This window comes from Streptomyces mesophilus (assembly GCF_011044995.1).
In the GTDB taxonomy this organism is placed as follows: domain Bacteria; phylum Actinomycetota; class Actinomycetes; order Streptomycetales; family Streptomycetaceae; genus Streptomyces; species Streptomyces mesophilus.
This window is the reverse complement of the sequence record NZ_JAAKZW010000135.1, coordinates 1-22,110: the sequence shown is the minus strand read 5'-3', so window position 1 is coordinate 22,110 and position 22,110 is coordinate 1. Positions and strand designations below refer to the sequence as shown.

21 protein-coding genes are annotated in these 22,110 nt (G+C 70.7%); 8 read left to right on the top strand and 13 right to left on the bottom strand.

The genetic code is table 11. From position 1 onward, the window contains the following. Positions 1-112: 112 nt before the first annotated feature. Positions 113-1,024, bottom strand: a complete 912-nt coding sequence (locus tag G6045_RS26435) for an SDR family NAD(P)-dependent oxidoreductase (protein WP_165334607.1) — start codon at positions 1,022-1,024, stop codon at positions 113-115. Positions 1,025-1,125: 101 nt separating this feature from the next. Here G6045_RS26435 and G6045_RS26430 point away from each other — a divergent pair, with 101 nt between their 5' ends. Further along, a complete protein-coding gene (locus tag G6045_RS26430) occupies positions 1,126-2,052 on the top strand; it encodes a cyclase family protein (RefSeq protein WP_165334606.1) in 927 nt (308 codons plus the stop codon). Between the two features lie 365 nt (positions 2,053-2,417). On the opposite strand, the gene G6045_RS26425 is transcribed toward G6045_RS26430, so the two are convergent. The 4 genes from G6045_RS26425 to G6045_RS26410 all read right to left on the bottom strand — a co-directional run bounded on the left by G6045_RS26425 (position 2,418) and on the right by G6045_RS26410 (position 6,620). Continuing rightward, a complete protein-coding gene (locus G6045_RS26425) occupies positions 2,418-2,882 on the bottom strand; it encodes an ATP-binding protein (RefSeq protein ID WP_165334605.1) in 465 nt (154 codons plus the stop codon). Between the two features lie 420 nt (positions 2,883-3,302). Then, positions 3,303-4,199 carry an acyl-CoA dehydrogenase family protein gene (locus tag G6045_RS26420; protein WP_165334604.1) on the bottom strand — a complete coding sequence of 299 codons (897 nt, stop codon included), beginning with the start codon at positions 4,197-4,199 and terminating at the stop codon, positions 3,303-3,305. Between the two features lie 3 nt (positions 4,200-4,202). Next, positions 4,203-5,366 (bottom strand): acyl-CoA dehydrogenase, encoded by a 1,164-nt coding sequence (locus G6045_RS26415; protein WP_165334603.1) that lies wholly within the window; start codon positions 5,364-5,366, stop codon positions 4,203-4,205. A 9-nt stretch (positions 5,367-5,375) separates the two neighbouring features. Then, positions 5,376-6,620 carry an amidohydrolase family protein gene (locus G6045_RS26410; protein ID WP_165334602.1) on the bottom strand — a complete coding sequence of 415 codons (1,245 nt, stop codon included), beginning with the start codon at positions 6,618-6,620 and terminating at the stop codon, positions 5,376-5,378. A gap of 167 nt (positions 6,621-6,787) precedes the next feature. Between G6045_RS26410 and G6045_RS26405 the strand changes: the two genes are divergently transcribed. Beyond that, entirely contained in the window at positions 6,788-8,332 is a 1,545-nt protein-coding gene (locus G6045_RS26405) for a class I adenylate-forming enzyme family protein (protein WP_165334601.1), read from the top strand. 57 nt (positions 8,333-8,389) lie between these two features. On the opposite strand, the gene G6045_RS26400 is transcribed toward G6045_RS26405, so the two are convergent. Continuing rightward, complete coding sequence (locus G6045_RS26400; protein ID WP_165334600.1) at positions 8,390-8,911, bottom strand: EF-hand domain-containing protein; 522 nt, start codon at positions 8,909-8,911, stop codon at positions 8,390-8,392. Positions 8,912-9,075: 164 nt separating this feature from the next. Here G6045_RS26400 and G6045_RS26395 point away from each other — a divergent pair, with 164 nt between their 5' ends. Next, positions 9,076-9,540 carry a hypothetical protein gene (locus G6045_RS26395; RefSeq protein ID WP_165334599.1) on the top strand — a complete coding sequence of 155 codons (465 nt, stop codon included), beginning with the start codon at positions 9,076-9,078 and terminating at the stop codon, positions 9,538-9,540. Positions 9,541-9,547: 7 nt separating this feature from the next. Here the strand turns inward: G6045_RS26395 and G6045_RS26390 are convergent, their stop codons facing one another. Further along, positions 9,548-9,922 carry an STAS domain-containing protein gene (locus G6045_RS26390; RefSeq protein WP_165334598.1) on the bottom strand — a complete coding sequence of 125 codons (375 nt, stop codon included), beginning with the start codon at positions 9,920-9,922 and terminating at the stop codon, positions 9,548-9,550. Between the two features lie 335 nt (positions 9,923-10,257). Here G6045_RS26390 and G6045_RS26385 point away from each other — a divergent pair, with 335 nt between their 5' ends. Beyond that, a complete protein-coding gene (locus tag G6045_RS26385; protein ID WP_165334597.1) occupies positions 10,258-10,842 on the top strand; it encodes a sigma-70 family RNA polymerase sigma factor in 585 nt (194 codons plus the stop codon). Further along, positions 10,839-12,098 carry a zf-HC2 domain-containing protein gene (locus G6045_RS26380; RefSeq protein WP_165334596.1) on the top strand — a complete coding sequence of 420 codons (1,260 nt, stop codon included), beginning with the start codon at positions 10,839-10,841 and terminating at the stop codon, positions 12,096-12,098. Before G6045_RS26385 ends, G6045_RS26380 begins: the two co-directional genes overlap by 4 nt. Positions 12,099-12,143: 45 nt before the next feature. Here the strand turns inward: G6045_RS26380 and G6045_RS26375 are convergent, their stop codons facing one another. After that, positions 12,144-12,878, bottom strand: coding sequence for a CPBP family intramembrane glutamic endopeptidase (locus tag G6045_RS26375; RefSeq protein ID WP_328707900.1), 735 nt, complete (start codon positions 12,876-12,878; stop codon positions 12,144-12,146). A 146-nt stretch (positions 12,879-13,024) separates the two neighbouring features. Here G6045_RS26375 and G6045_RS26370 point away from each other — a divergent pair, with 146 nt between their 5' ends. Further along, positions 13,025-14,773: an alpha/beta hydrolase gene (locus tag G6045_RS26370; protein ID WP_165334595.1), complete on the top strand. Its 1,749-nt coding sequence runs from the start codon at positions 13,025-13,027 to the stop codon at positions 14,771-14,773. 28 nt (positions 14,774-14,801) lie between these two features. Here G6045_RS26370 and G6045_RS26365 read toward each other — a convergent pair whose 3' ends face one another. From G6045_RS26365 to G6045_RS26350, 4 genes are all read right to left on the bottom strand, one after another. Then, entirely contained in the window at positions 14,802-15,248 is a 447-nt protein-coding gene (locus G6045_RS26365) for an SRPBCC family protein (RefSeq protein WP_206344195.1), read from the bottom strand. Between the two features lie 30 nt (positions 15,249-15,278). Then, entirely contained in the window at positions 15,279-16,373 is a 1,095-nt protein-coding gene (locus tag G6045_RS26360; protein ID WP_165334594.1) for a baeRF3 domain-containing protein, read from the bottom strand. Between the two features lie 63 nt (positions 16,374-16,436). After that, positions 16,437-17,696: an arginine deiminase gene (locus G6045_RS26355; RefSeq protein ID WP_165334593.1), complete on the bottom strand. Its 1,260-nt coding sequence runs from the start codon at positions 17,694-17,696 to the stop codon at positions 16,437-16,439. Positions 17,697-17,743: 47 nt separating this feature from the next. Beyond that, on the bottom strand, positions 17,744-19,198 hold the full coding sequence (locus G6045_RS26350; protein WP_165334592.1) for a basic amino acid/polyamine antiporter: 1,455 nt from the start codon (positions 19,196-19,198) through the stop codon (positions 17,744-17,746). A gap of 221 nt (positions 19,199-19,419) precedes the next feature. Between G6045_RS26350 and G6045_RS26345 the strand changes: the two genes are divergently transcribed. Then, positions 19,420-20,046, top strand: coding sequence for an FxLYD domain-containing protein (locus G6045_RS26345; protein ID WP_165334591.1), 627 nt, complete (start codon positions 19,420-19,422; stop codon positions 20,044-20,046). 30 nt (positions 20,047-20,076) lie between these two features. Here G6045_RS26345 and G6045_RS26340 read toward each other — a convergent pair whose 3' ends face one another. Next, complete coding sequence (locus G6045_RS26340; RefSeq protein WP_165334590.1) at positions 20,077-20,877, bottom strand: putative protein N(5)-glutamine methyltransferase; 801 nt, start codon at positions 20,875-20,877, stop codon at positions 20,077-20,079. A gap of 77 nt (positions 20,878-20,954) precedes the next feature. Here G6045_RS26340 and G6045_RS26335 point away from each other — a divergent pair. Further along, positions 20,955-22,110 (top strand): trypsin-like peptidase domain-containing protein (locus G6045_RS26335; RefSeq protein WP_165334589.1); only part of this gene is annotated, 1,156 nt, incomplete at its 3' end.

Genomic DNA, 22,110 nt, shown 5'->3' with positions numbered 1-22,110 from the left:
GCGCCCCGGACCCCCTCATCCGAACTTCGTTCGGATCGCCTCAAACGCCGGCGGGGCTGAAAGATCTGCTCAATCGCCGCAGGGGCTGGGTGTGCCGGACCCGCTGGACTGCCTACGCATTCGGCCTGTCCTTCGCCGCCGCGGCCGCGGCCATTGCCTCGAGTTGGGCCAGCATCGGCATCGGGTCCGTGCCGACCGTGCCCGGCAGGAAGTCCGCGATCTTCTCGGGCGTCCACGCGCCGTCCGCGTATCCGGCCCGCAGTTCACGGGGCTGTGCCCATACCGCGATCTTGGGCCCGGCGATCGTGTACACCTGGCCGGTGATCTTCTCCTCGCGGGCCCGGTCCGAGAGGAGGTAGGTGACGAGGGCCGCCACGTCCTCGGCCGATCCGATCTCCTTGAGCTCCATCGGTACGTTGGCCGACATCCGGGTCCGGGCGACGGGGGCGACCGCGTTCGCCGTGACTCCGTACTTGTTCAGGCCGAGTGCCGCGGACCGTACGAGCGAGATGATTCCGCCCTTCGCGGCCGAGTAGTTGGCCTGGGCGACCGAGCCCTGGTGGTTGCCGGAGGTGAAGCCGATCAGCGTGCCCGCGCCCTGCTTGCGCATCACCGCGGAGGCGGCGCGGAAGACGGTGAAGGTGCCCTTGAGGTGCGTGGCGACCACCGGGTCCCACTCCTCCTCGGACATGTTGAACAGCATCCGCTCGCGCAGGATCCCGGCGACGCAGACGACGCCGTCGATCCGGCCGTACTCGGCGAGCGCGGTGTCGACGATGCGCTGGCCGCCCGCCATGGTCGAGATGTCGTCGGCGACCGCGACCGCCGTACCGCCGGCCGCCTCGATCTCCTTGACGACCTGCTCGGCCACTTCGGAGGACGGTTCGCCGCCCTCGATCGAGACCCCGTAGTCGTTGACCACGACCTTGGCGCCCTCGGCGGCCGCCGCGAGCGCGACCGCACGGCCGATGCCGCGGCCTGCTCCGGTCACCGCTACGACCTTGCCTGCCAAGAAGTTCCCCACGTCGTGCCCCTTCCCGCGGTTTCTGACGGACCGTTAGATTCTAGAGGGCACTGGATACGCGAGCACAAGCCCCAGCAGGCAATGGAGTTGAGGAGAACGCAATGGGTCTGCCACCCGAGTTCCACGACATCGCCAAGCGCGTCAACAACTGGGGACGCTGGGGCGCCGACGACGAGATCGGCACCCTGAACCTGATCACCGACGAGGTGGTGAAGGCCGCGGCGGCCGAGATCCGTTCCGGCCGGCGGGTATCGCTCGCCCTGAACCTGCAGGACAACGGCGTGCAGACGGGCATGATCCCGGGCCGCGTGAACCCGATGCACACGATGGTGATGCTCAACTTCGAGATGTTCGGCCCCGGGACGGTGGCCACCACGGACGACGCGGTGACGATGGGCTTGCAGTGCGCCACGCACTGGGACGCACTCACCCATGTCTCGCACTCCGGCAAGATCTACAACGGCCGTCCGGCGGACACCATCACGGCCCACGGCGGCGCCGAGTTCTGCGGAATCGAGAAGGCGGGGCACGTCGTCTCGCGCGGCGTACTGCTCGATGTGGCGGCGGCGAAGGGCGTGGACCGGCTGCCCGGGGATCATGCGGTGACGCCCGAAGACCTCCAAGAGGCCGAGGAGTTCGGGGGTGTCGAGGTCCGCGCCGGCGATATCGTCCTGGTCCGCACGGGCCAGATGCAGCTCTATCTCCAGTCCGACAAGCACGGGTACGCCACGCCCTCACCCGGTCTGTCCATCCGTACGCCCGAGTGGTTCCACGCCCGCGATGTCGCGGCGGTCGCGAACGACACCATGGTCTTCGAGATCTTCCCGCCCGAGATCGAGAACCTGTGGCTGGGCGTGCACGGGCTCCATCTGGTCGAAATGGGCATGATGCAGGGCCAGAACTGGAATCTGGAAGAACTGTCCACAGCCTGTGCACAAGAGCGGCGCTACGCGTTCCTGCTCTCCGCGATGCCGGAACCCTTCGTCGGCGGTACGGGAACGCCGGTGGCCCCGGTCGCGATCCTCTGAGGGTCACCCACGGACCGCCGGCCGGTGGGGCGCGCCGCACAAGGGGGCGCCCCACCGACCGCCTCCGGCGCTGAAAAAACTGCCCTGTTGGCCCTGAGGGCTGACGCCAGACGCGCGACTCGCACTCGCCAAGGCCGCCAGTCCTCCCCCAAGCTCTCGACTACGCTCGAGCAGGGGGGACCCCCATCTACACCCTCGACGTCCCCTCGCGGCGAATCGCCAACCATAAGCGTGATCAAACGGACACGTCACGTCAACACCCACTGGTGCGCTTCCTCACGTATCGCGAGGAATGTCGGGGAATCCAACGGCAGTCCAGCGGCAGTCGGGGCCTCCGCCGGAGATCAAACCGCGTGCACGACAGATCAAACCGCGTGCACAACCGCGCCGGCCGGCAGCGCGAGCTCGTCCGGACAGGCACTGTCGGGGCCGCGGTCCACCTCGCACCAGATCCGCTTGCCGCCGGAGGACTCCTCCTGCCAGCCCCACCGGTCCGCGAGCCCGTCGACGAGCGCGAGGCCCCGGCCGTTCGTGTCGTCCCCGTCAGCGTCCCGTGGCTGAGGCGCTCTGGAGGAGGAGTCGGCGACCTCCACACGGACGGTGCCCGAGGCGGCGGGCACGTCGGGCAGGAGCATGCGCAGGACGGCCGGACAGCCCGTGTGCACCACGGCGTTGGTGACCAGTTCGGAGATGAGCAGCACGAGCGTCTCGGCGACCGGCTCGTCCGCCTCTATGCCGCAGACGGCGAGACGGGACCTGGCCCACCTCCGGGCGCGCCCCACCTCGGCAGGGTCGGCCCCGACCTCCATCTGAACTTGAAGCACCTGCACCGCTCACACCATCCGAATCCGGCGGGACCGCTGGGGCTCAGCCTCGTGCCACGTCAGGGTCACGGAACGTGATCCCCGTACGGAACAGCATGGTTGACGTACAGTCACCCCAACAAGCGCTTCGGGCATATTCCAGCGCGAAGGAGTACGCGTGCGGCATACTGTGCGACGCGCTTTGCGGGGGCTCGAACACTCGGGCGCGAGACGGCGCCCGACGCTGCGAGCGGTGGACATCGCGGCCCCCGGGGCCGCCGCTGAGGCGACTCCGGTACGGCTCGGGAGCTTGACCACTCGCACCCCACGGAGCGTACCGGAGCGAGGGCCCGACTCCGTGACGTGACGAGTCGGCCGGGCGACTCAACCCGTTCGTGGCCCTGCTCCGTTACTCAGCGCTGTCGTTCAGGGGAAAGCTGGCGGGCGTCATCCCACTTCGACGAGCAGCTCCGCAAGAAGTTCCGTCAACGTGGCCTCGGACACCCATCGCTCCTTGCGCACCCAGGCGCGCTTGAGATGCAGATGGACATCGGCCTCCCAGGTGAAGCCCATCCCGCCGTGCACCTGAAGGCAGTCGCGCGCACAGCGCACGGCCGCCTCGTCGGCGAGCAGCTTGGCGCCCGCGATGTCGGCGAGGTCGCCGGTGACGGCGGCCGCGTAGACGGCGGCGCGGGCGAGTTCGGTGCGGGCCAGCATCTGGGCGCACAGGTGCTTGACGGCCTGGAAGGACCCGATGGGCGCGCCGAACTGCTGGCGTTCGCGCGCGTATTGGACGGCCATCTCGGTGGTACGGGCCGCGCTGCCCAGCTGTTCGGCCGCGGTGAGGAGGCCGACGAGCGGGTCGCTCGTGGTGGCGGGCTCATGGAGGCGGTGCAGCGGGGTCAGCGGGTCGACGGAGCGGACCGGCACAGCGGCGCCTTCCGCGACCGCCTCGCCGGCCACCGCGTCCGACGCCTCGTACCACTCGATCAACGCCCCGTCGGACTGCGTGACGACGACGCTGCCGTCCGCCGCTCCCTTCACCACTCCCGCGGCGAGGTGCGTGGCGATCAGGGGTCCGGGCAGCAGGGCGCGGCCCGCCTCCTCGAAGAGCAGCACCGCCTCGGGCAGGCCGAGCCCGACCCCGCCCTCGTCCTCGGGCAGCCGCAGCGCGAAGAAGCCCGCGTCGCCCAGCTCCCGCCAGAGCCGTCGGTCGAGCGTGCCGGGGGCGTCGACGGTGGCGTCCACGGCGGCGCGCAGGGCGTCGCGGTCGAAGCGTCCGGCGAGCAGCTCGCGCATCCCCGACTGCAACGCCCGCTGGTCGTCGGTCAGTTGGAAGTGCACGGTTCACCGTCCCTTCGGGAGGCCGAGGATGCGCTCGGCGATGATGTTCTGCTGGATCTGCGAGGTGCCGGCGGCGATCGTGTACGAGAGGGAGGAGAGCCGGTCGAGCACCCACTCGTGGTCCAGGTCGAGGGCACCGGCGCCGAGGACCTCGGCGGCCGTGTCGTACAGCTCCTGACGTGCGTGCGAGTAGCGCAGCTTGAACACCGAGCCGCCGATGCCGGGCACTCCCCCGGTGGCCTCGGACTCGCTGACGTTCCATTGGGTGAGGCGCCACAGGGCCGCGAACTCGGCGCTGAGCAAGGCGAGTTTGCGGCGCAGGGACGGGTCGTCCCAGCGGCCGTTCTTGCGGGCCTCGGTGGCGAGCGCGATGAGCGTACGGCGGCACGCGACCACCTCGCCGACGAACGCGGTGCCGCGCTCGAACGACAGTGTGACCATGGTGACGCGCCAGCCGTCGTTCTCCGCGCCGACCCGGTTGGCGACCGGCACCCGCACCTCGTCCAGGAACATCTCGGCGAACTCGGTCGAGCCCGCGAGGGTCCGCAGCGGCCGGATCGTCACGCCGGGCGCGTCCATCGGCATCGCGAGCCAGGAGATGCCCCGGTGCTTGGGCACTGTGTCGCTGATGGGGTCCGTGCGCACCAACAGCTCGCACCAGTCCGCGACTTCGGCGTGCGAGGTCCAGATCTTGGAGCCGGTGATGACGTACTCGTCGCCGTCGCGCACGGCCTTGGTCCGCAGCGCCGCGAGGTCGGAGCCCGCGTCGGGCTCGCTGAAGCCCTGGCACCACACCTCGTCGCCGCTGAGGATCGGCGGCAGCCACTTCCGCTTCTGCTCAGGCGTGCCCTCGGCGGCGATGGTCGGGCCCGCGTGCAGCAGTCCCACGAAGTTCGCGCCCACGTACGGGGCTCCGGCCCGCTCCGTCTCCTCGAGGAAGATCAGGTGCTGGGTCGGGGTCGCGCCCTTGCCGCCCGCGTCCACGGGCCAGTGCAGTCCCGCGTACCCCGCCTCGTACAGCCTGCGCTGCCAGCCCATGTCGTACGTGCGCCGGCCGGGCCAGTCGTTCGGGTCGGGCTTGGGCCCCAGCCCGGGCAGCACCTGCCCGAGCCACTGGCGCAGGCGTGCCCGGAACTCCTCTTCCTCTTCCGTGTAGGTGAGGTCCATGGCCGTGGGCTACTTCGCGGCAGCCGCGGCCGCTGCGGACTTCGCCGACCAGGGGAAGGTGAGTCCCTTGTCGAAGTCCAGGTCGAGCATGCGGATGGCGTTGCCGCGCATCAGCTTGTAGATCGTCTCGTCGTCGAGGCCCTTCACATGGTCGAGGGCGACCTCCTTGGTGTTGGGGAAGGTCGAGTCGACGTGCGGGTAGTCGGTCTCGAAGGTCGCGTTGTCGCGGCCGACGACGTCGAGCGAGGCGACGCCGTGCTTGTCGCGGAAGAAGCAGCAGAAGATCTGCCGGTAGTAGTACGAGGACGGCGGCTCGGGGATCAGATCCCTGACCCCGCCCCACGCACGGTGCTCCTCCCACACGTCGTCCGCGCGCTCCAGGGCGTACGGGATCCAGCCCATCTGGCCTTCGCTGTACGCGAGTTTGAGCGTCGGGAACTTCACCAGGACACCCGAGAAGAGGAAGTCCATCATCGAGGCCATCGCGTTGTTGAAGCTCAGCGAGGCCTGGACGGCGGGCGGGGCGTCCGGGGATGCGGCGGGCATCTGGGAGCTGGAGCCGATGTGCATGTTCACGACGGTGCCGGTGTCCTGGCAGGCCGCGAAGAACGGGTCCCAGTAGCCGGAGTGGATCGACGGCAGGCCGAGGTGGGTGGGGATCTCGGAGAAGGTCACGGCCTTCACGCCGCGCGCCGCGTTGCGGTGGATCTCCGCGACCGCGAGGTCGATGTCCCACAGCGGGATGATGCACAGCGGGATCAGGCGGCCGCCGCTGTCACCGCACCACTCCTCCACCATCCAGTCGTTGTAGGCGCGCACGCAGGCGAGCGCGACCTCCTTGTCGTGGGCCTCCGCGAAGGTCTGGCCACAGAAGCGCGGGAAGGTCGGGAAGCACAGGGAGGCCTCGACGTGGTTGAGGTCCATGTCCTCCAGGCGCGCCTTCGGGTCCCAGCAGCCGCGCCGCATCTCGGCCCGGGTGATGCCCTCCAGGGTCATCTCGTCGCGGTCGAAGCCGACGGCGGCGATATTGCGCTTGTACGGGAACTTCAGATCCTCGTAGATCCACCAGTCCGTGGGCGGGCCGTCCGGGTCCATCGTGATCTGGTACTTGCCTGCCACGTAGGCGAGTTCACCGATTCCGGCGGTGAGCGGCTTGGGGCCGCGGTCCTGGTACTTCTTCGGCAGCCAGGTCTCGAAGAGATGCGCGGGCTCGATCACATGGTCGTCGACGCTGATGATCCGAGGCAGTTCCATGGGGGTCCCCTCACCCGACGCGCACGGGGCGTCGACTGGTCCTGGTGCGTTTCTGATGGATCGTCAGATAGAGGCTAGCTCCCGCACCTCTGGACCGACAAGGCGCGGAGACATACGCTCTCGGCAATCTGACAGTCCGTCAGGAACAGGGGTTACGGAGGTCCGCGATGAGCGACGCAGCACAACTCGACTCGGCGCCCACGTTCTGGGAACTGATCTGCCGCCGCGCGGCCCGTACACCGGATCGCCGCGTGCTCATCCAGGCGGAGGCCGACCCGGCGGACGACCGCACGCTCACCTTCGCCGAACTGCGCGACCGCTCCGAGCGGGTCGCGGCCGGCCTGTGGGGCATGGGGATACGTCCGGGCACGGTGGTCGCCTGGCAGCTGCCCACCCGTATCGAGACGGTGCTCCTGTCCGCCGCGCTCGCCCGTATCGGCGCGACGCAGACCCCCCTCATCCCCTTCTACCGCGACAAGGAAGTCGGCTTCGCGCTACGGGAGTCGAAGGCGGAGTTCTTCGCCTCGCCCGGTGTGTGGCGGGACTTCGACCACAACGAGATGGCCCGCCGCCTGGGCGCGCGCGGCATCTTCGACGCGTACGACTCGCTGCCGGACGGCGACCCGCGAATCCTGCCCCCGCCGCCCTTTGAGGGCACCTCGGTGCGCTGGATCTACTGGACCTCGGGCACGACCTCCGACCCCAAGGGCGTGCTGCACACGGACCGTTCGCTGATCGCGGGCGGGTCCTGCCTGGCGCACGCGCTGCATCTGTCGGCGGACGACGTGGGCTCGATGGCCTTCCCGTTCGCGCATATCGCGGGGCCCGACTACACGGTGATGCTGCTGCTCTACGGCTTCCCGGCGGTGCTCTTCGAGAAGTTCGCGATGCCGGGCGCGCTGGACGGATACCGGCGGCACGGGGTGACGGTCGCGGGCGGGTCGACGGCGTTCTACACGATGTTCCTCACCGAGCAGCGCAAGAACCCGGACGAGAAGCTCATCCCCACCCTGCGTCTGCTCGCGGGCGGTGGCGCACCCAAGCCGCCGGAGATCTACCACGCCGTCGTACGGGAGATGGGCTGCCAGCTCACGCACGGGTACGGCATGACGGAGGTACCCATGATCACGATGGGCGCTCCCGACGACACCGTCGACAACCTCGCCACCACCGAGGGCAAGCCGCCCTCCGCCATGTCCCTCCGCATCACGGACGCGGACGGCAAGGAGCTGCCGGCCCGGGTGGACGGCGAGGTGCGGCTCAAGGGCGAGGCGGTCTGCCAGGGCTATCTGGACCCGGCGCAGACGTCCGAAGTCTTCGACGCGGACGGGTACTTGATCACGGGCGACCTGGGGCATGTGACGGAGTCCGGCCATCTGGTCCTGACGGGCCGGGCCAAGGACGTGATCATCCGCAAGGGCGAGAACATCTCGGCCAAGGAGATCGAGGATCTGCTGCACGAGCACCCGTCGGTGGGCGACGCCGCCGTGATCGGACTGCCGGACGAGGTGCGGGGCGAGCGGGTATGTGCGGTGGTCGAACAGCGCGCGGGGTCCGCGTCGTTGTCGCTGCCCGAGCTGACGGACTATCTGCGCGCGGCGGGCCTGTCCACCCACAAGCTGCCGGAGCAGCTGGAAGTGGTGGACGCGCTGCCGCGCAATGAGACCTTGCGGAAGGTCCTCAAGTACAAGCTGCGGGAGCAGTTCTCGTAGAACCGCATCGGGAGGGGGCGGTCTCGTGCGAGACCCGCCCCCTCCCGTACAGAAGCCCTACGCCTCCGGGGCCGGGGTGGTGAAGTACGCGGCGAACGCGGCGAGCAGCTGCTCCTCCGAAGGGACGCGTCCCGTTCCGTCCGGGTCGAGCGCCGTGGTGGCCGCCGGGAGCACGTCCGGCGCGACACCGAGGACCCGCAGCACCCGCTCCGCGGCCGGCACCGTCACGCCCGAACCGTCCGTGTCCGCGACGGCCACCACCGCGCGCAGGAACGGCCGCGCGATCTCGGCGAACCGCTGCGGGCTGTCCCGCAGCCGCTTCACCGCCCCGGTCACGAACTCCTCGCGCGTCACCCGCTGATCCCCGTCGACATCCGCGATCCCGGCCATGCCCTGCCAGAACGCCTCGGCACCGATGTACAGCGCCTGCCCCTTGTCGCAGCGCGCCGTCACATCGAACTCGGCGAGCAAGGCCTTGGCCGCGGAGGAGAAGTCCTCGCGGTCGATATAGCCGTTGCCGTCCTGGTCGAAGCTGGCGAAGCGGGCGGCAATCCTGCGCTCGTACTCTGCGCTCTCCATCTCGGCGGCCTCACTCGTGATTGGTCGGGGCGGTTGCCATCTCGTCAGGGGCGAGCGTACGTCGGCGTATGGGCCGAGCACCCGAAAAGTTCACCTCCGTATCAGGACTATTGAGAATCTGCGACATGCCGCAGCGGTGTGTGTCTGCGTGATCGACTGTGCGTATGGAGGCAGTCACCAGTGTCATAGCCGTGCTGGGAACTCTGCTCGGCGTCGGGGTCTCGCATCTCTTCCAGGCCCGCTCGCTGCGGCGCGCCGAAGTGTTCTCGCGCGCCGAGCGGTTGCGGCAGGAGCGGATGGAGGCGTACACGGCGTTCGCGGCGGCGCTGGTCGCATTGCGGCGCGCGCAGACGGAACGCTGGCTGCTCGACCGCGGCAAGCCCTTCGACGAAGGCGAGCCCGCCATGCGCGCCCGCGCCTTCGATCTGCGCAACGAGGCGTACGACGCATTGTTCCGCGTGCAGCTCGTCACCGAGCGGCCCGAACTGGTGCGTCGGGCGGAGGCGGTCCTCGAAGTGGTCGGACGCATCAAGCAGGCCCGCGACGAAGCGGAGTTCGACGTGCGTCGTGTCGAGGCCAAGCAGCAGATCCATGCGTTCGTGGCAGAGGCCAAAGGGCACCTCGGCTGAACTTCCGCTACGCGGACAGCGGCTGGGCCGCGTCGTCGGAGGCGGAGACCGCGTCCGGGTAGACCTCGAAGAGGCGGCGTACGCCGAGGGCCGCGAGGACCCGGTTGACGTGGGAGCCGTCCTCGGCGCCGCGGGCCGGCAGGATCAGGCGCAGCCGGCCCGAGCAGGAGCGCAGCAGCCGGCGGGACGCGATCAGGACGCCGACGCCCGAGGAGTCGCAGAAGAGGACCTCGGACAGATCGAGCACGACGTTGCGCCGGCCGTCGGCGACCGCCTCATGGACACGCTGGCGCACGGTGGGGGAGGTCACCAGGTCCATTTCACCGCTGACCTGGATGACGGCCCAGCCGCCCCGTTCTGCCTCGGTCACTTTGAGCGTCACGCCATGCCTCTCGTTCGCTCGTCCGGGCTTTGGCCCCGTACAGCCTCGGAGAAGTGGAAGCCCCGAAGATCCGGAAGCACTTCCTTCGCTTCCTGTTCTCGCGGCTGCCCCGCACCTTCCTGCTGAAACACAGGAAAGCCCTATCACAATTCGCCGGATTCGATCTATCTGGAACGACTTCGATCAGGTTCGTTCAGTTGCTCTGCGCAAGGGAAGGTGACGCATTCGTTACCATCCCCGGCCCGCGCGTGGGCGCACATTGCCGCAAAGGGGCGTACGCGGACCGCGCCTGCGACTACATTCGAAGCTCAGGGAAGCAAGGCGGAGGGGGCCTGATGGCGAAGGACGCACCACCCCGCTGGGACCGCAGGATGCAGCAGCGGCTCGCGCGCGGGGAGGCCGCGGCGCTCGGCGAGCTCTACGACCGCTTCGCCTCGCTCGTCCACAGCCTCGCCCATCGCGTACTCGACGACGAGGACGCCGCCGACCGGGTCACCCGCGAAGTCTTCGCCCATGTCTGGGAGAACCCGGAGGCGTACGAGCCCAAGCAGGGCTCGATGCGCTCGTGGATCGCCTCGCTCGCCCACAGCCAGGCCGTGCAGCGGCTGCGCAAGCAAGGCGCGGCGGCGCTCGCCGAGGGCGGCGAGGGCAGCGCCGAGGACCTGGAACGCAAGGTGCGCGAGGCATCGGCGGCCGCGCGCGCCGACTACATCGTGACGTCGATGCCCGCGCCGCTGCGCGCCGCACTCGAGCTCGCGTACTTCCAGCGCCGCGACTACCGCCAGACCGCCGCCGACCTCGGCGTCACCGAGGACGAGGCGCGCCGCCGCCTTCGCCTCGGGCTGCAGCTCCTGTCTTCGGCCAACGACCGGAAGAACGGCGGCAGTCCCTGGCGCCAGGGGTACGGGAGAGCCACATGAATCCCGATCCGTTCGGCCCGGGCGAAGGCCGCCCGGGGGACGACGAGCGCTCGGGGGCCTCGTCCCAGGCGCGGATACCGTCCCCGCGCGAGTCCGTCGAGGACAGCGGGCTGCCCCTGCCCGAACCGGAGGCTCCACCGCCCCCGGTCCTCGAACACGACGTACTGAAGTCGCTGCTCGGCGCCTGGGCCCTCGCGGCCTGCGCGCCCGAGGAGGCGGAAGCGGTCGAGCTGCACCTGGGCACCTGCGGCCCGTGCGCCGACGAGGCGCTGCGGCTGCGGGACGCGGTGGGACTCCTTCAGCCGGAGGAGAGCCTCGACCTCGATCCCGGGCTGCGCTCGCGGGTCCTGGCCGGCTGCCTCGACAAGCGGCCGCCGCGGATACCCGTACCGGACTGGGCCGTCGCGTACGACGCGGAGACGGCGCGCCTTGACGCGCTGCTCCAGGACATCGGCGACGGTGAGTGGCACGCGCCCGTACGTCTGAAGTGGTACGACGGCGAGAGCGACCGCCCCGTGAACCGGCGGACCACCGTCGCCGGGGTGATCGCGCATCTGCTGACCGTGGACGGTCTGGTCGCGGTCGCGCTCGGCCTGGAGGATCCGCTCGGGGAGCTGGCGCCCGAGGAGCCCACGCCGCGGGCACGGACCGAGACGTACTGGAAGGCCTCGCACTTCCCGCCGACCCGTACGGTGCGGATGCCGTGGCGGGAGCAGTCGCACGCCCTGGTGCGGACGGTGTCGTTCGCGGGTGGCGGATCCGGCCAACTCTCGGTGCCGTACGGGGCGTTCAGCCTCCCGCTGCGCGACTCCCTGGTGGACCGCGCCTTCGAGTGCTGGGTGCACGCCGGGGACATCGCGGACGCGGTCGACTACCCGTACCAGCCGCCGGCGCCGCGCCACCTCAACCGGATGATCGACCTCGCGGCCCGCATGCTGCCCTCTGCCCTGGCCGAACGCCGCCGCGAGGGACGTGCCGCACCGCCCAAGAGCCTGGTCCGCGCGGGCTCCCCCGGCCGGAGCCTGCGGCTCGAGGTCGAGGGCTCGGGCGGCGGCGAGTGGCTGATCGCCCTGGACTCACCGGGCGCGGTGGGCTCCGCCGATCACGAGGTGGCCCATGTCGCCCTGGACGGCGTGGAGTTCTGCAGACTCGCGGCGGGGCATGTGCTGCCGCAGGAGGCCGCGGCCGGTCAGGACGGGGACCGGGAGGCGATCAGAGATGTGCTGTCCGCTGCGGCTTCTTTGAGCCGGATGTAGCACGGGCCTCAAGGAGGCGGACGCGCGCTGCTCACGGCCTCCTGGTCATCTCAGCAGGAAGCCGAAGAGGTGCCCGAGGGCATTGGTGGCCCAGTGCAGCCCCATGGGTGCGAGCAGGCTGGTGCTGCGGCGGCGCAGTTCGCAGAAGAGGCAGCCCGCCGCGGCCGTGAACAGCACCGCACCGGCGTCGATCAGGATCATGCCGAGGAGGGTGTCGCCGAAGGCGCTGCCCAGGGCGGGCTTGGCGTCGGCGAGTCCGAGCGAGGGCAGGATGTGCCAGACGCCGAAGAGCCCGGACGAGATCAAGGTCGCGGCCAGCGGCCCGCGGCTGCGCAGGATCAGCCCGTACAGAACACCCCGGAACGCCACTTCCTCCAGGAGTACGGTCCCCAGCGGGACGGTGAGCAGGACGCGCACCGCCACCTCGCCGCCGCTCGCCCCGCCGGTGCGCTGGTCGGTGAAGAACTGCCGGGTGAACGGCAGCAGGGCGCCGGCCAGATAGACGAGGGCCACGAGGCCGATCAGCGCGAGCGCCCAGCGCAGTCCGCGGGCGAGCGTGTCGCGCGCGAGACCCACCTCGGACCACTGGCCGCCCGACCAGTACATGAGCGCGAGCAGCACCCCGGTGGCGGCGAGGGAGAGCAGCAGCGTCCACGGCTGGGACCACTGGTGGGCGGCGACGTTGGTGAGCAGCAGGACGACGAGTACCGCCGCGACGGCCGTCGACGTGGGGACGGGACGCCGCAGCGACCGGCGCCGGGGCTGCGGACCGTACGGCACTGAGGTGCGGCCTCCCCACATGCTCACCTGCACGGACAAGGGCTGACCTGCCCATCGTGAGCCCTTTGGCGGGCCCGGGCGAGCGCACGTGGTCGCCCCGGCCCGCCCGAAGGGCCGACCGTCCGGTGCTCGATTAGCGTGAGCTCATGCACCGCGCCATGCCGCGCTGGGCCACCGTCCGGGAGCGGCTCGCCCGTATCGCCAAGGAGCCGTACTGGGACCGGCCCGACAGCTCCTACCTGGTCAGACGCTGGCCGGACCTCACCGCGCTCTGCTGCGCGACCGTCTTCTTCTGGCTGTCCCTGACCCCCTCGCTCGTGCCCCGGCCCTGGCTGCTCCAGGGCGTGGTCGGCGGGATCAGCGCGGCGATCGGGTACGGGTTCGGCGCGGTGGCGAGCACCCTGTGGCGGGCCCTGTCCGCCCGCCGGCCCACCGAGCGCGTACGGGCGCATCTGTGGCAGGCGTACTGGGTGCTCGGTCTTGTCCTCACCGTGTGGCTGATCACCCGCAGCGCCCACGCGCAGATCCGGCTGCGTGAACTCCAGGGCCTGCCGCCCTCGTTGACCTGGCATGTGCCCGCGATCATGCTGATCGCCCTCGTCCTGTGGGCTCTCCTGCTGCTGTGCGCCCGAGGGATCCGGCTCGGGACGCGGGCGCTGATCCGCAGGCTGCACCGCTACGTGCCGCTGCCGGTGGCCATCGCCGTCGGGGCCGTGCTCAGCGCGCTGATCGTCACGGTGGGACTGCGCGATGTCGTCTTCCAGCGCGGCGTCATCGGGCTCGCGGACCGCATCGCGTACGCGACCAACGGCGGTACGAGGGAAGGGATCCGGCCACCGGACTCCCCGCTCGTGTCGGGCGGTCCCGGATCGCTCATCTCCTGGCAGGACCTCGGATTCCAGGGGCGTGTCTTCGCGGGGTCCGCGCTGACCAAGGAGCGGATCGGCGCGTACACCGGCAGGCCCGCCAAGGACCCGGTCCGCGTCTACGTCAGCGCGTCGGTGCCGGAGGTCTTCGGCAGCGACACCCCGTACGAGACCAAAGCCCGGCTCGCCGTAAGGGAGTTGGAGCGCACGGGTGCCTTCGACCGGGACGTGCTCACGATCGCCGGGACCACGGGGACGGGGTGGGTGAACGCCGATGTCGTCGAGCCGCTTGAGTACATGCACGACGGTGACACCGCCACCGTCGCGGTGCAGTACTCCTACCTCCCCAGCTGGGTCTCCTTCCTCGTCGACAAGGAACGGGCCGGCCAGGCCACCCGCACCCTCGTCGAGGCGGTGCTCGCCAAGGTGGCCGCGCTGCCGAAGGAGGACCGGCCCAAGCTCGTCGTGACCGGCGAGAGCCTGGGCGGCTTCGCCATCGAGTCCTCCTTCGACGGCCTGCGGGACCTCCTGAACCGTACGGACGGGGCCCTGCTCGTCGGTACGCCGAACTTCGCGCCGATCTCGCAGGAGATCCGGGACCACCGCGAGTCCGGCAGCCCCGTCTGGCGCCCCGTCCTCGACGCGGGCCGGAACGTACGCGTCGGGCAGTTCATCCCGCAGGACCTGGAGCAGCCGCCCTCCGCCTGGGGGGACCCGCGGGTCGTCTCTCTGCAGAACGCCTCCGACCCGGTCGTGTGGTGGTCGAGCGACCTTCTCCTGCACCGGCCGCAGTGGCTGCGGGCTCCGCTGGGCCCTGACATCACCCCGGCGATCCGCTGGTTCCCCCTCGTCACCTTCTGGCAGACCACCATCGACATGGCCGTCTCGTACGGCGTGGAGGCGCCCCACGGGCACCGGTACGGGGCGGCGCCCGTGGACGCCTGGGCGGCGATCGTGCCGCGCGAGGGCTGGACGGACCAGGACACCGACCGGCTGCGGGCGCACATCACGGCACGTCCGTCGCCTTGAACTCCCAGGCCGGCGAGGGGTTTCAAGATCAAGCGGCGTCGCTGTGCTCGCGCTCGGCGATCCGGGCCAGCTTCGTCAGCATCATGCCGTTGCGGACCTTGACGAGGTAGTCGACGGGCATGCCGTGCATCCGGCTGCCGGGGCCCCGGATGGGGTGCCAGTCGAGGATGAAGAGCGTGTTCTCGCCCCACGGGATGAGCTTCATGGCGATACGGGCCGCACCGAAGTGGCCGGCCTGCGCCTCGAGTTCGAGGCGCTCCAGCGGTTCGCAGACGCGGACGGTGCTGGTGTCGTCGAGGGTCACCGGACCCATGCCCACCCGGACCTTGAGCTGGGCGCCGACGTCCGGCCAGTGCGGGTCGGCGGCCAGGACCTGCTGCGTTCCGGTGACCCACTCCCCGTAGCGCGGGCCGCTGGACAGCAGGTCCCAGACCTCCGGCGGCGAGCTCAGGATCAGACAGCGATTGCGGGCCATGGGGTGCTCCTGGTGCTTGGTCGGCGCGGCTCAGTAGCGCAGGACGCCGGCGATCCGGCCCGCGTCCGACAGGGTGCCGTCGGGGACGAAGCGCACTTCCGCTCCGGTCTCCAGGGCCTGCTCGACGAGCTCGTCCACGATGTCGTCGCGGGCGTCGAGGTCGGTGGGCTCGGCCGGTTCCAGATGGTCGAGATAATCGCGTACGACGGCACGGAAGTGCTCTTCGACCGCGAGCAGCCGGATCCGGCCGTCCCGCGCGGCCTGGGCGACCTCGTCGAGACCGCCGGCGAACTCCCGCCGGCCCCGGGCCGCGTCGAGTTCGGAGACGGTCGCCGCGCGGTCCGCCGCCGCCTTGTCCGCCCGCAGCGGTTCGACGGCCCGCCACACCTGGGCGGCCGGACCCGCGGCGAGGCCCTCCTGCTGCACGGTCGTCGTGTCCTTGCCCAGCGGGCCGATCTCCTCCAGGAGGGAGAGCGCCGCGGACCCGCCGATCACATACAGCGGGCGGGGGTACGAAGCGAGCACCACGCGCAGCGCCTCGTGCGCCTGGCGCAGGAACTGGCGGGTCTGCTCGTCGCGGAAGGTGCTCGGCAGATCGCCGATGCGCTCCTTGCGCTCCGCGTCGGGGTCCTCCAGGCTCCGCTCCATCGGGAAGCCGTCCGCCGTGTGCTCGGTGACCTGCTCGCCCTCGCCGCTCCACAGCGAGACCCGGTCGGCCGCCACGGCCAGCGCCCAGAAGGGCTGTGCGGCCGCGCGGGCTGCGACGAGGTTGCGGGTGAGGAAGGTGTCGGAGAGCACGACGCGCTCCGGCACCTCACGGGCCACGGACCAGACCTGGTGCTCGCCGGGCGCCGCGTAGATCACGAGGCCGTCCCGTGCGTGGACGAGGTCCACTTCCGCTGCGGCCTGTTCCAGCTGGTCCAGGACGTCCGCACGCCGTTCGCGGGTCACGGCCGGGTCGTTGTGGAGCAGGTCGCGGGCCTGTGCCAGGAGGTTGCGCAGCCGTACGGGGTCCTGGGCGTTGTCGGGCTCTCGCCGGTGGGTCGGCATGAGCAGGGACACGGCCGGATACGGGCGGGGCTGGCGCAGCTTCGCCAGCGCGCCGCTGCTGTGGGCGGAATCCATGGGTACGGCCTTTCGGAGTGCTCTGGGGAGCCTCGGCTCGGAGTGCTCAGGAGTGCCTCGACGTCAGAACGCGACCGGCTCGCGGATGATCGGGCAGGTCATGCAGTGGCCGCCGCCGCGGCCGCGGCCCAGTTCCGCGCCGACGATGGTGATGACCTCGACCCCGGCCTTGCGCAGCAGTGTGTTGGTCTGGGTGTTGCGGTCGTACGTGAAGACGACGCCCGGTTCGAGGGCGACGGCGTTGTTGCCGCTGTCCCACTGCTGGCGCTCGGAGGCGTAGACGTCGCCGCCCGTCTCGATGACCTGGAGCCGCGGCAGCCCCAGGCCCCCCGCGACCACGTCGACGAAGGGGGTACTTCCCTCGTCGGTGATGTCGAGGCCCGGCGCCTTGTCGCTCGGGCGCAGCGAGAACGTGTGCACCGAGTCCATGATCTTCGGATAGAGCGTGACGATGTCCCGGTCGGCGAAGGTGAACACGGTGTCCAGGTGCATCGCGGCCCGGAGTTTGGGCATGCCGGCGACGATGACGTGCTCGGCGGCCCCGTTCTCGAACAGGGCCTTGGCGACCTGGGTGACGGCCTGGCGCGAGGTGCGCTCGCTCATGCCCATGAGGACGACGCCGTTGCCGACGGGCATGATGTCGCCGCCCTCGAACGTGGCCTGCCCCCAGTCGTTCTCGGGGTCGCCCCACCACACCCGCGAGCCCACGAAGTCCGGGTGGAACTGGTAGACCGCCTTCATCAGCAGGGTCTCGTCGTGGCGCGCGGGCCAGTACAGCGGGTTGAGGGTGAGGCCGCCGTACAGCCAGCAGGTGGTGTCGCGGGTGTAGAGGGTGTTGGGCAGCGGAGGCATCAAGTACTCGCGTACGCCGGTCGATTCACGCGCGAGCGATACGTATCCGGAGCGGAACTCGTCCGGCAGGTCGGTCGTGGCGAGGCCGCCGATCAGATACTCGGCGAGCTGGCGCGGCTCCAGGGTCTCCAGGAAGGCGCGGGTGTCCTCGATGAGGCCGACGCCGACCTGGTTGGGCACGATCTTCCGGTCGAGCAGCCAGGATCTCGCCTCGCCGATGGCCATGGTCTGCGCGAGCAGCTCATGCAGTTCGACGACCTCCACGCCGCGCTGGCGCAGCTTGTTGACGAAGTCGGCGTGGTCACGCTGGGCGTTCTCCACCCACATCACGTCGTCGAAGAGCAGGTCGTCGGAGTTGGTCGGGGTCAGCCTGCGGTGCGCGAGTCCCGGAGCGCAGACGAGGACCTTGTGGAGACGTCCCACCTCGGAGTGGACGCCGTAGGCCTGGGGCGGAGTGCTCGGACCGGTCATGGTGACCTCTCTGGGAGGAGTGCGCGGGGGCGGGGAGCGGTGCGATGTCAGAGGCTGATCCAGCCCGCGGCCAGCGCGATGACGCCGATGACCGCGCCGATGACGGAGACGGCGAGGATGACGAGCTCACGGGGCGAGAAGAGGCGTCGGCCCTGCTCACGGCGGGCCATCACGAACAGGATCGTGGCGGGCGCGTACAGGATGAACGACATGAGCAGGAACCTCGGGCCGGCCGCGAGGAGCATGAACGCCGTGTACACCAACGCGATGACGGCCATGGTGAGTTCGCGGTTCGAGGTCCTGCCGCCGCCGGCCGTGAGGGGGTCGGTCCGCGTGCCGATCTTCACCGCGAAGGCGGCGGCAAGCAGGTACGGGATGAGCGACAGGGCGCTGGTGAGGTCGAGCGCGAAGTTGAACGCGTCGTCCGAGAACGCGGTGACGACAAGCACGATCTGCGAGAGCGCCGTCGTCATGATCAGCGCGGGCACGGGTACGTCGGCGTGATTGGCGCGCCCCAGGAAGCGGGGCATGTCGTCGTCCTTGGCGGCGACGTACAGGACTTCGGCCGACATCAGCGTCCACGCCAGATAGGCGCCCAGCACGGAGACGATCAGGCCGATGCTGATGAAGACCTTGCCCCAGGTGCCGACCGCCGCCTCGAGCGCTCCCGCCATGGACGGCTGGCGCAGTTCGGCGAGCTGTTCCATCGGCATGATCCCGTACGAGACGACCACGACGGACGCGAAGACGGCGAAGACGCTGAGGAAACCGAGGATCGTCGCCCGGCCCACGTCCGAGCGCTTCTTGGCGTGCCGCGAGTAGACGCTCGCGCCCTCGACGCCGAGGAACACGAAGACGGTGGCCAGCATCGTGCCGCGGACCTGGTTGAACAGGGATCCCGCGTAGTCGGCGCCGCCCCAGTTGTCCGCGAACACCTGGGGGTCGAAGTAGAACAGCGCCAGGATGATGAAGACCAGGATGGGCACGATCTTCGCCACGGTCACGATCTTGTTGATCGCCGCGGCTTCCTTCACCCCGCGCCGGATCATGAAGTAGAACGCCCACAGGCCGGCCGAGGAGAGCACGATGGCCAGGGCGGTGTCGCCGTCGCCCAGGGCGGGCCAGATCGCGCCCACCGTCGACATGATCAGCACCCAGTACGTCACGTTGCCGACGCAGGCGCTGGCCCAGTAGCCGAACGCGGAGAAGAAGCCGAGGTACTCGCCGAAGCCGGCCTTCGCGTAGGCGTAGACGCCCGCGTCCAGATCGGGGCGGCGTACGGCCAGGGACTGGAAGACGTAGGCCAGCATCAGCATGCCGGTGCCCGCGATGGCCCAGGCGATCAGCGCGCCCGCCACCCCGGTCTCCTCGGCGAAGCGCCGCGGCAGCGAGAACACGCCGGCGCCCACCATGGAGCCGATCACCATCGTGGTCAGGGTGAACAGCGACAACTTCACGGCCGCGGACGACTGGGTGCCCGCTCCGTCGGTGACCTGTGACATGACGTCCTTCCCGGCGCACCAGACCCGTATGAATACTTTTGCCGCATTTCTGGCCGTAGGCATCTTTTGGACGGTTCGGGGCGGCGGCCCCGGTTTTGGAAGGTTTGGAGCGGCGGCCCGGAGCGCTGTGCGATGGCCGACCTCGCGCTCATCGCGGATCCTGGATCTGTCGGGCCCCACGGCCTGGGGGTTCGGCTTCGTCCGAGCAGGAGGCCAGTTCCATGAGCTCAGCCGGATTTCCCGCCGGTCCTCGCCGCGGCCGGGTCGCCCTGGTCGCCTCCGTCGCTCTCACCGGTGCGGTTCTGGCCGGCTGCGGCGCCGAAGGGAGCGGTGACGCCGCCGCGACCTTCAGCAACCGGGCGAGCCCTCCGGCCACCGAGAACTTCTCCGGGGAGCCGCCCTCCCCCATGGCCTCCGCGGCGGAGTCGATGAAGGCCGAGGTGAAGGCCTCGGCCTCGGCCGCCGAAGCGTCCGCATCGGCCCGGGCGTCCGCGTTCGAGGAGTCCGTCTCGGACGCCACGGAACGCACCCGGCAGGAGTTCGAGGAGCAGCTGGACGGCGCCGAGGGCCAGGGCAACGCGATGTCCGAGGTCGGCCTCACCGGCAAACCGCTGTCCGAGACCAACGGGGTCCGCGCGCATGTCGTCACCATCCGCAACCGCACGGACGCCCCGGCCTCGTACGCGGTGCAGGTCGACTTCAGCGACGCCGACGGCAAGGTGGTCGAGACCCGCATCGTCGGTGCGCAGGATCTCGCGCCCGGCGAACGGGCCCAGCCGCTCGCGATCAGCCGCAAGCCGGTCGAGCCTCAGCTGACCGCGAAGATCGTCAAAGCCCAGCGCTACTGAGCCGGGGCGTCGGCGGGCGGGGACTAGGGGTTACTGCCCCCGGACGGGCCCGGCGGTGCCCACCACGACCCGTGCCTCCCACTCCTCGTCCACCGCCACGCGCACCGAGAGCCCGGCATCCGTGAACGCCCGCTCGGCGAGCGGGACTTGGGCCTCGGTGGCCTCGATGAGGACATGGCCGCCCGGAGCGAGCCACTCCCGCGCGCCCCGGGCCACGCGGCGGGCCACCGCGAGACCGTCGTCTCCGCCGTCGAGGGCCGAAAGGGGCTCGTGGTCGCGGGCCTCCGCGGGCAGGAACGGGATGTCCGAGGTGGCGACGTAGGGGACGTTCGCGGCCAGGACGGCGATCCGGCCGCGCAGTCCGGTCGGCAGCGGTGCGAACAGGTCGCCCTCGTACACCCGCGACGGCGGGAGGTTGCGGCGGGCGCACGCGACCGCCGCCGGCTCGATGTCGGCCGCGTACAGGTCGCATCCGGGCAGCGCGGACAGCAGCGCCGCGCCCACCGCGCCCGAGCCGCAGCACAGGTCGACGACCACCGGGGCCGGATCCAGCGGCAGCCCGAGCGCCACCGAGACGAGGAACTCCGTACGGCGGCGCGGGACGAAGACGCCCGGGTCGAGGAGGATGCGCAGACCGGCGAACTCCGCCCAGCCGACGACCTGTTCCAGGGGTTCGCCCGCGATACGGCGCACCGCCATGGACTCCAACTCCCCGGGCGAGGAGGCCGCGTCCATCAGCAGCGCGGCCTCTTCCTCGGCGAAGACGCAGCCCGCCGCCCGCAGGCGCACGACCAGCGGGTCGAAGGAGTCGATACGTGCCGTGCGCGTCATGTACGGGCCACCTTTCACCACCACCGCACCCTACGTGACCATGCCCGGACCCCCCGCCCGCCGATACCCTGAGCCTCATGGGGACATCCCGCCGCACACCCAACTCGACGCCCGGCCAGGAGAGTTGGCGTGTCCGGCTGTTCCGGGCCGAAGGGCGGACCGAGCCCCTGGGCGCCGGTGTGCTGCTGCACCGGCGGTACGTGGTGAGCTGCGGCCATGCCGTCCTGCCTGCGGAGCCGAGTTCCGGCCGCCCCTACGAGGATCTGTACGTCGACTTCCCGGGCGCGCCCGGGCCCGCCGAGCCCCTCCGTGCGCGGGTGGTCGAGGGGCGGCTGATTCCGCCGCGGGCCGGGCGCGGCGGCGATCTCGTCCTGCTCGAACTGGAGCGGGAGCCCGAAGACGGTGTGGAACCGGCCCAGTTGCACCGGCAGATCCCCGCGCGCGGCGCCCCCGTGCAGGTCACCGGATACCCCTCCGATCTGCTCGGCGGCGAGCTCGCCGAGACCGTCCTGCTCGGGCTCGGCGACCCGGAGAGCCTGGCCGGGGCGAGCCGCCCGGCGAGCGGTCCCCGGCCCGCCTCCGGCTGGGTCGCCCTCGACATCGAGGACGTCCCCATACGGCACGGCTACAGCGGCGCCGGTGTCGTGCACGGCCGCTCCGGCAAGGTGATCGGGCTGCTCACCCACCGGCTCGGGCGGCGCGGCACCACGCACCCGGCGGACCGGCTCGACCACGCCTCGCTGATCCCGACCGAGACCATCCAGCGTGAACTCGGACTCGAGGAGCTGGGGATCACGGTCACGGGTGTACGGGCGGTCGCGGGCGACATCGCCCGGCCGGTGCGCGCCTCCGCCGGCGAGGAACCCGATCCGGGTCTGCGCCGGCGTCTGGTGCGCTGGCTGGACGGCGAGATGGACGCGCTGCCGGTGGAGGTCGTGTTCGTACGACAGGGCAGGACCGGGGATCTGGACACGCTGCGCGGGACCCTCCTCGCGGCCGACCGCGAGCAGCAGGCGCGCGAGGAGGTGTCGACGGCGCAGCAACCCGCGCGCGGCGACGGGCCGTTGACCGGTGCGATCGACTTCGCGGTCGACGCGACCACGCGCACCGTCTCCAGCCTGATCCAGCGCTTCGCCGAACGGGCCGGGCTCGATTCCGGGCCGGGGCCGGGACACGAAGGGTTTGTCCCGGGGCCGAGGCACGAAGGCCCCGCACGCCCCGGACCCCCCGGAC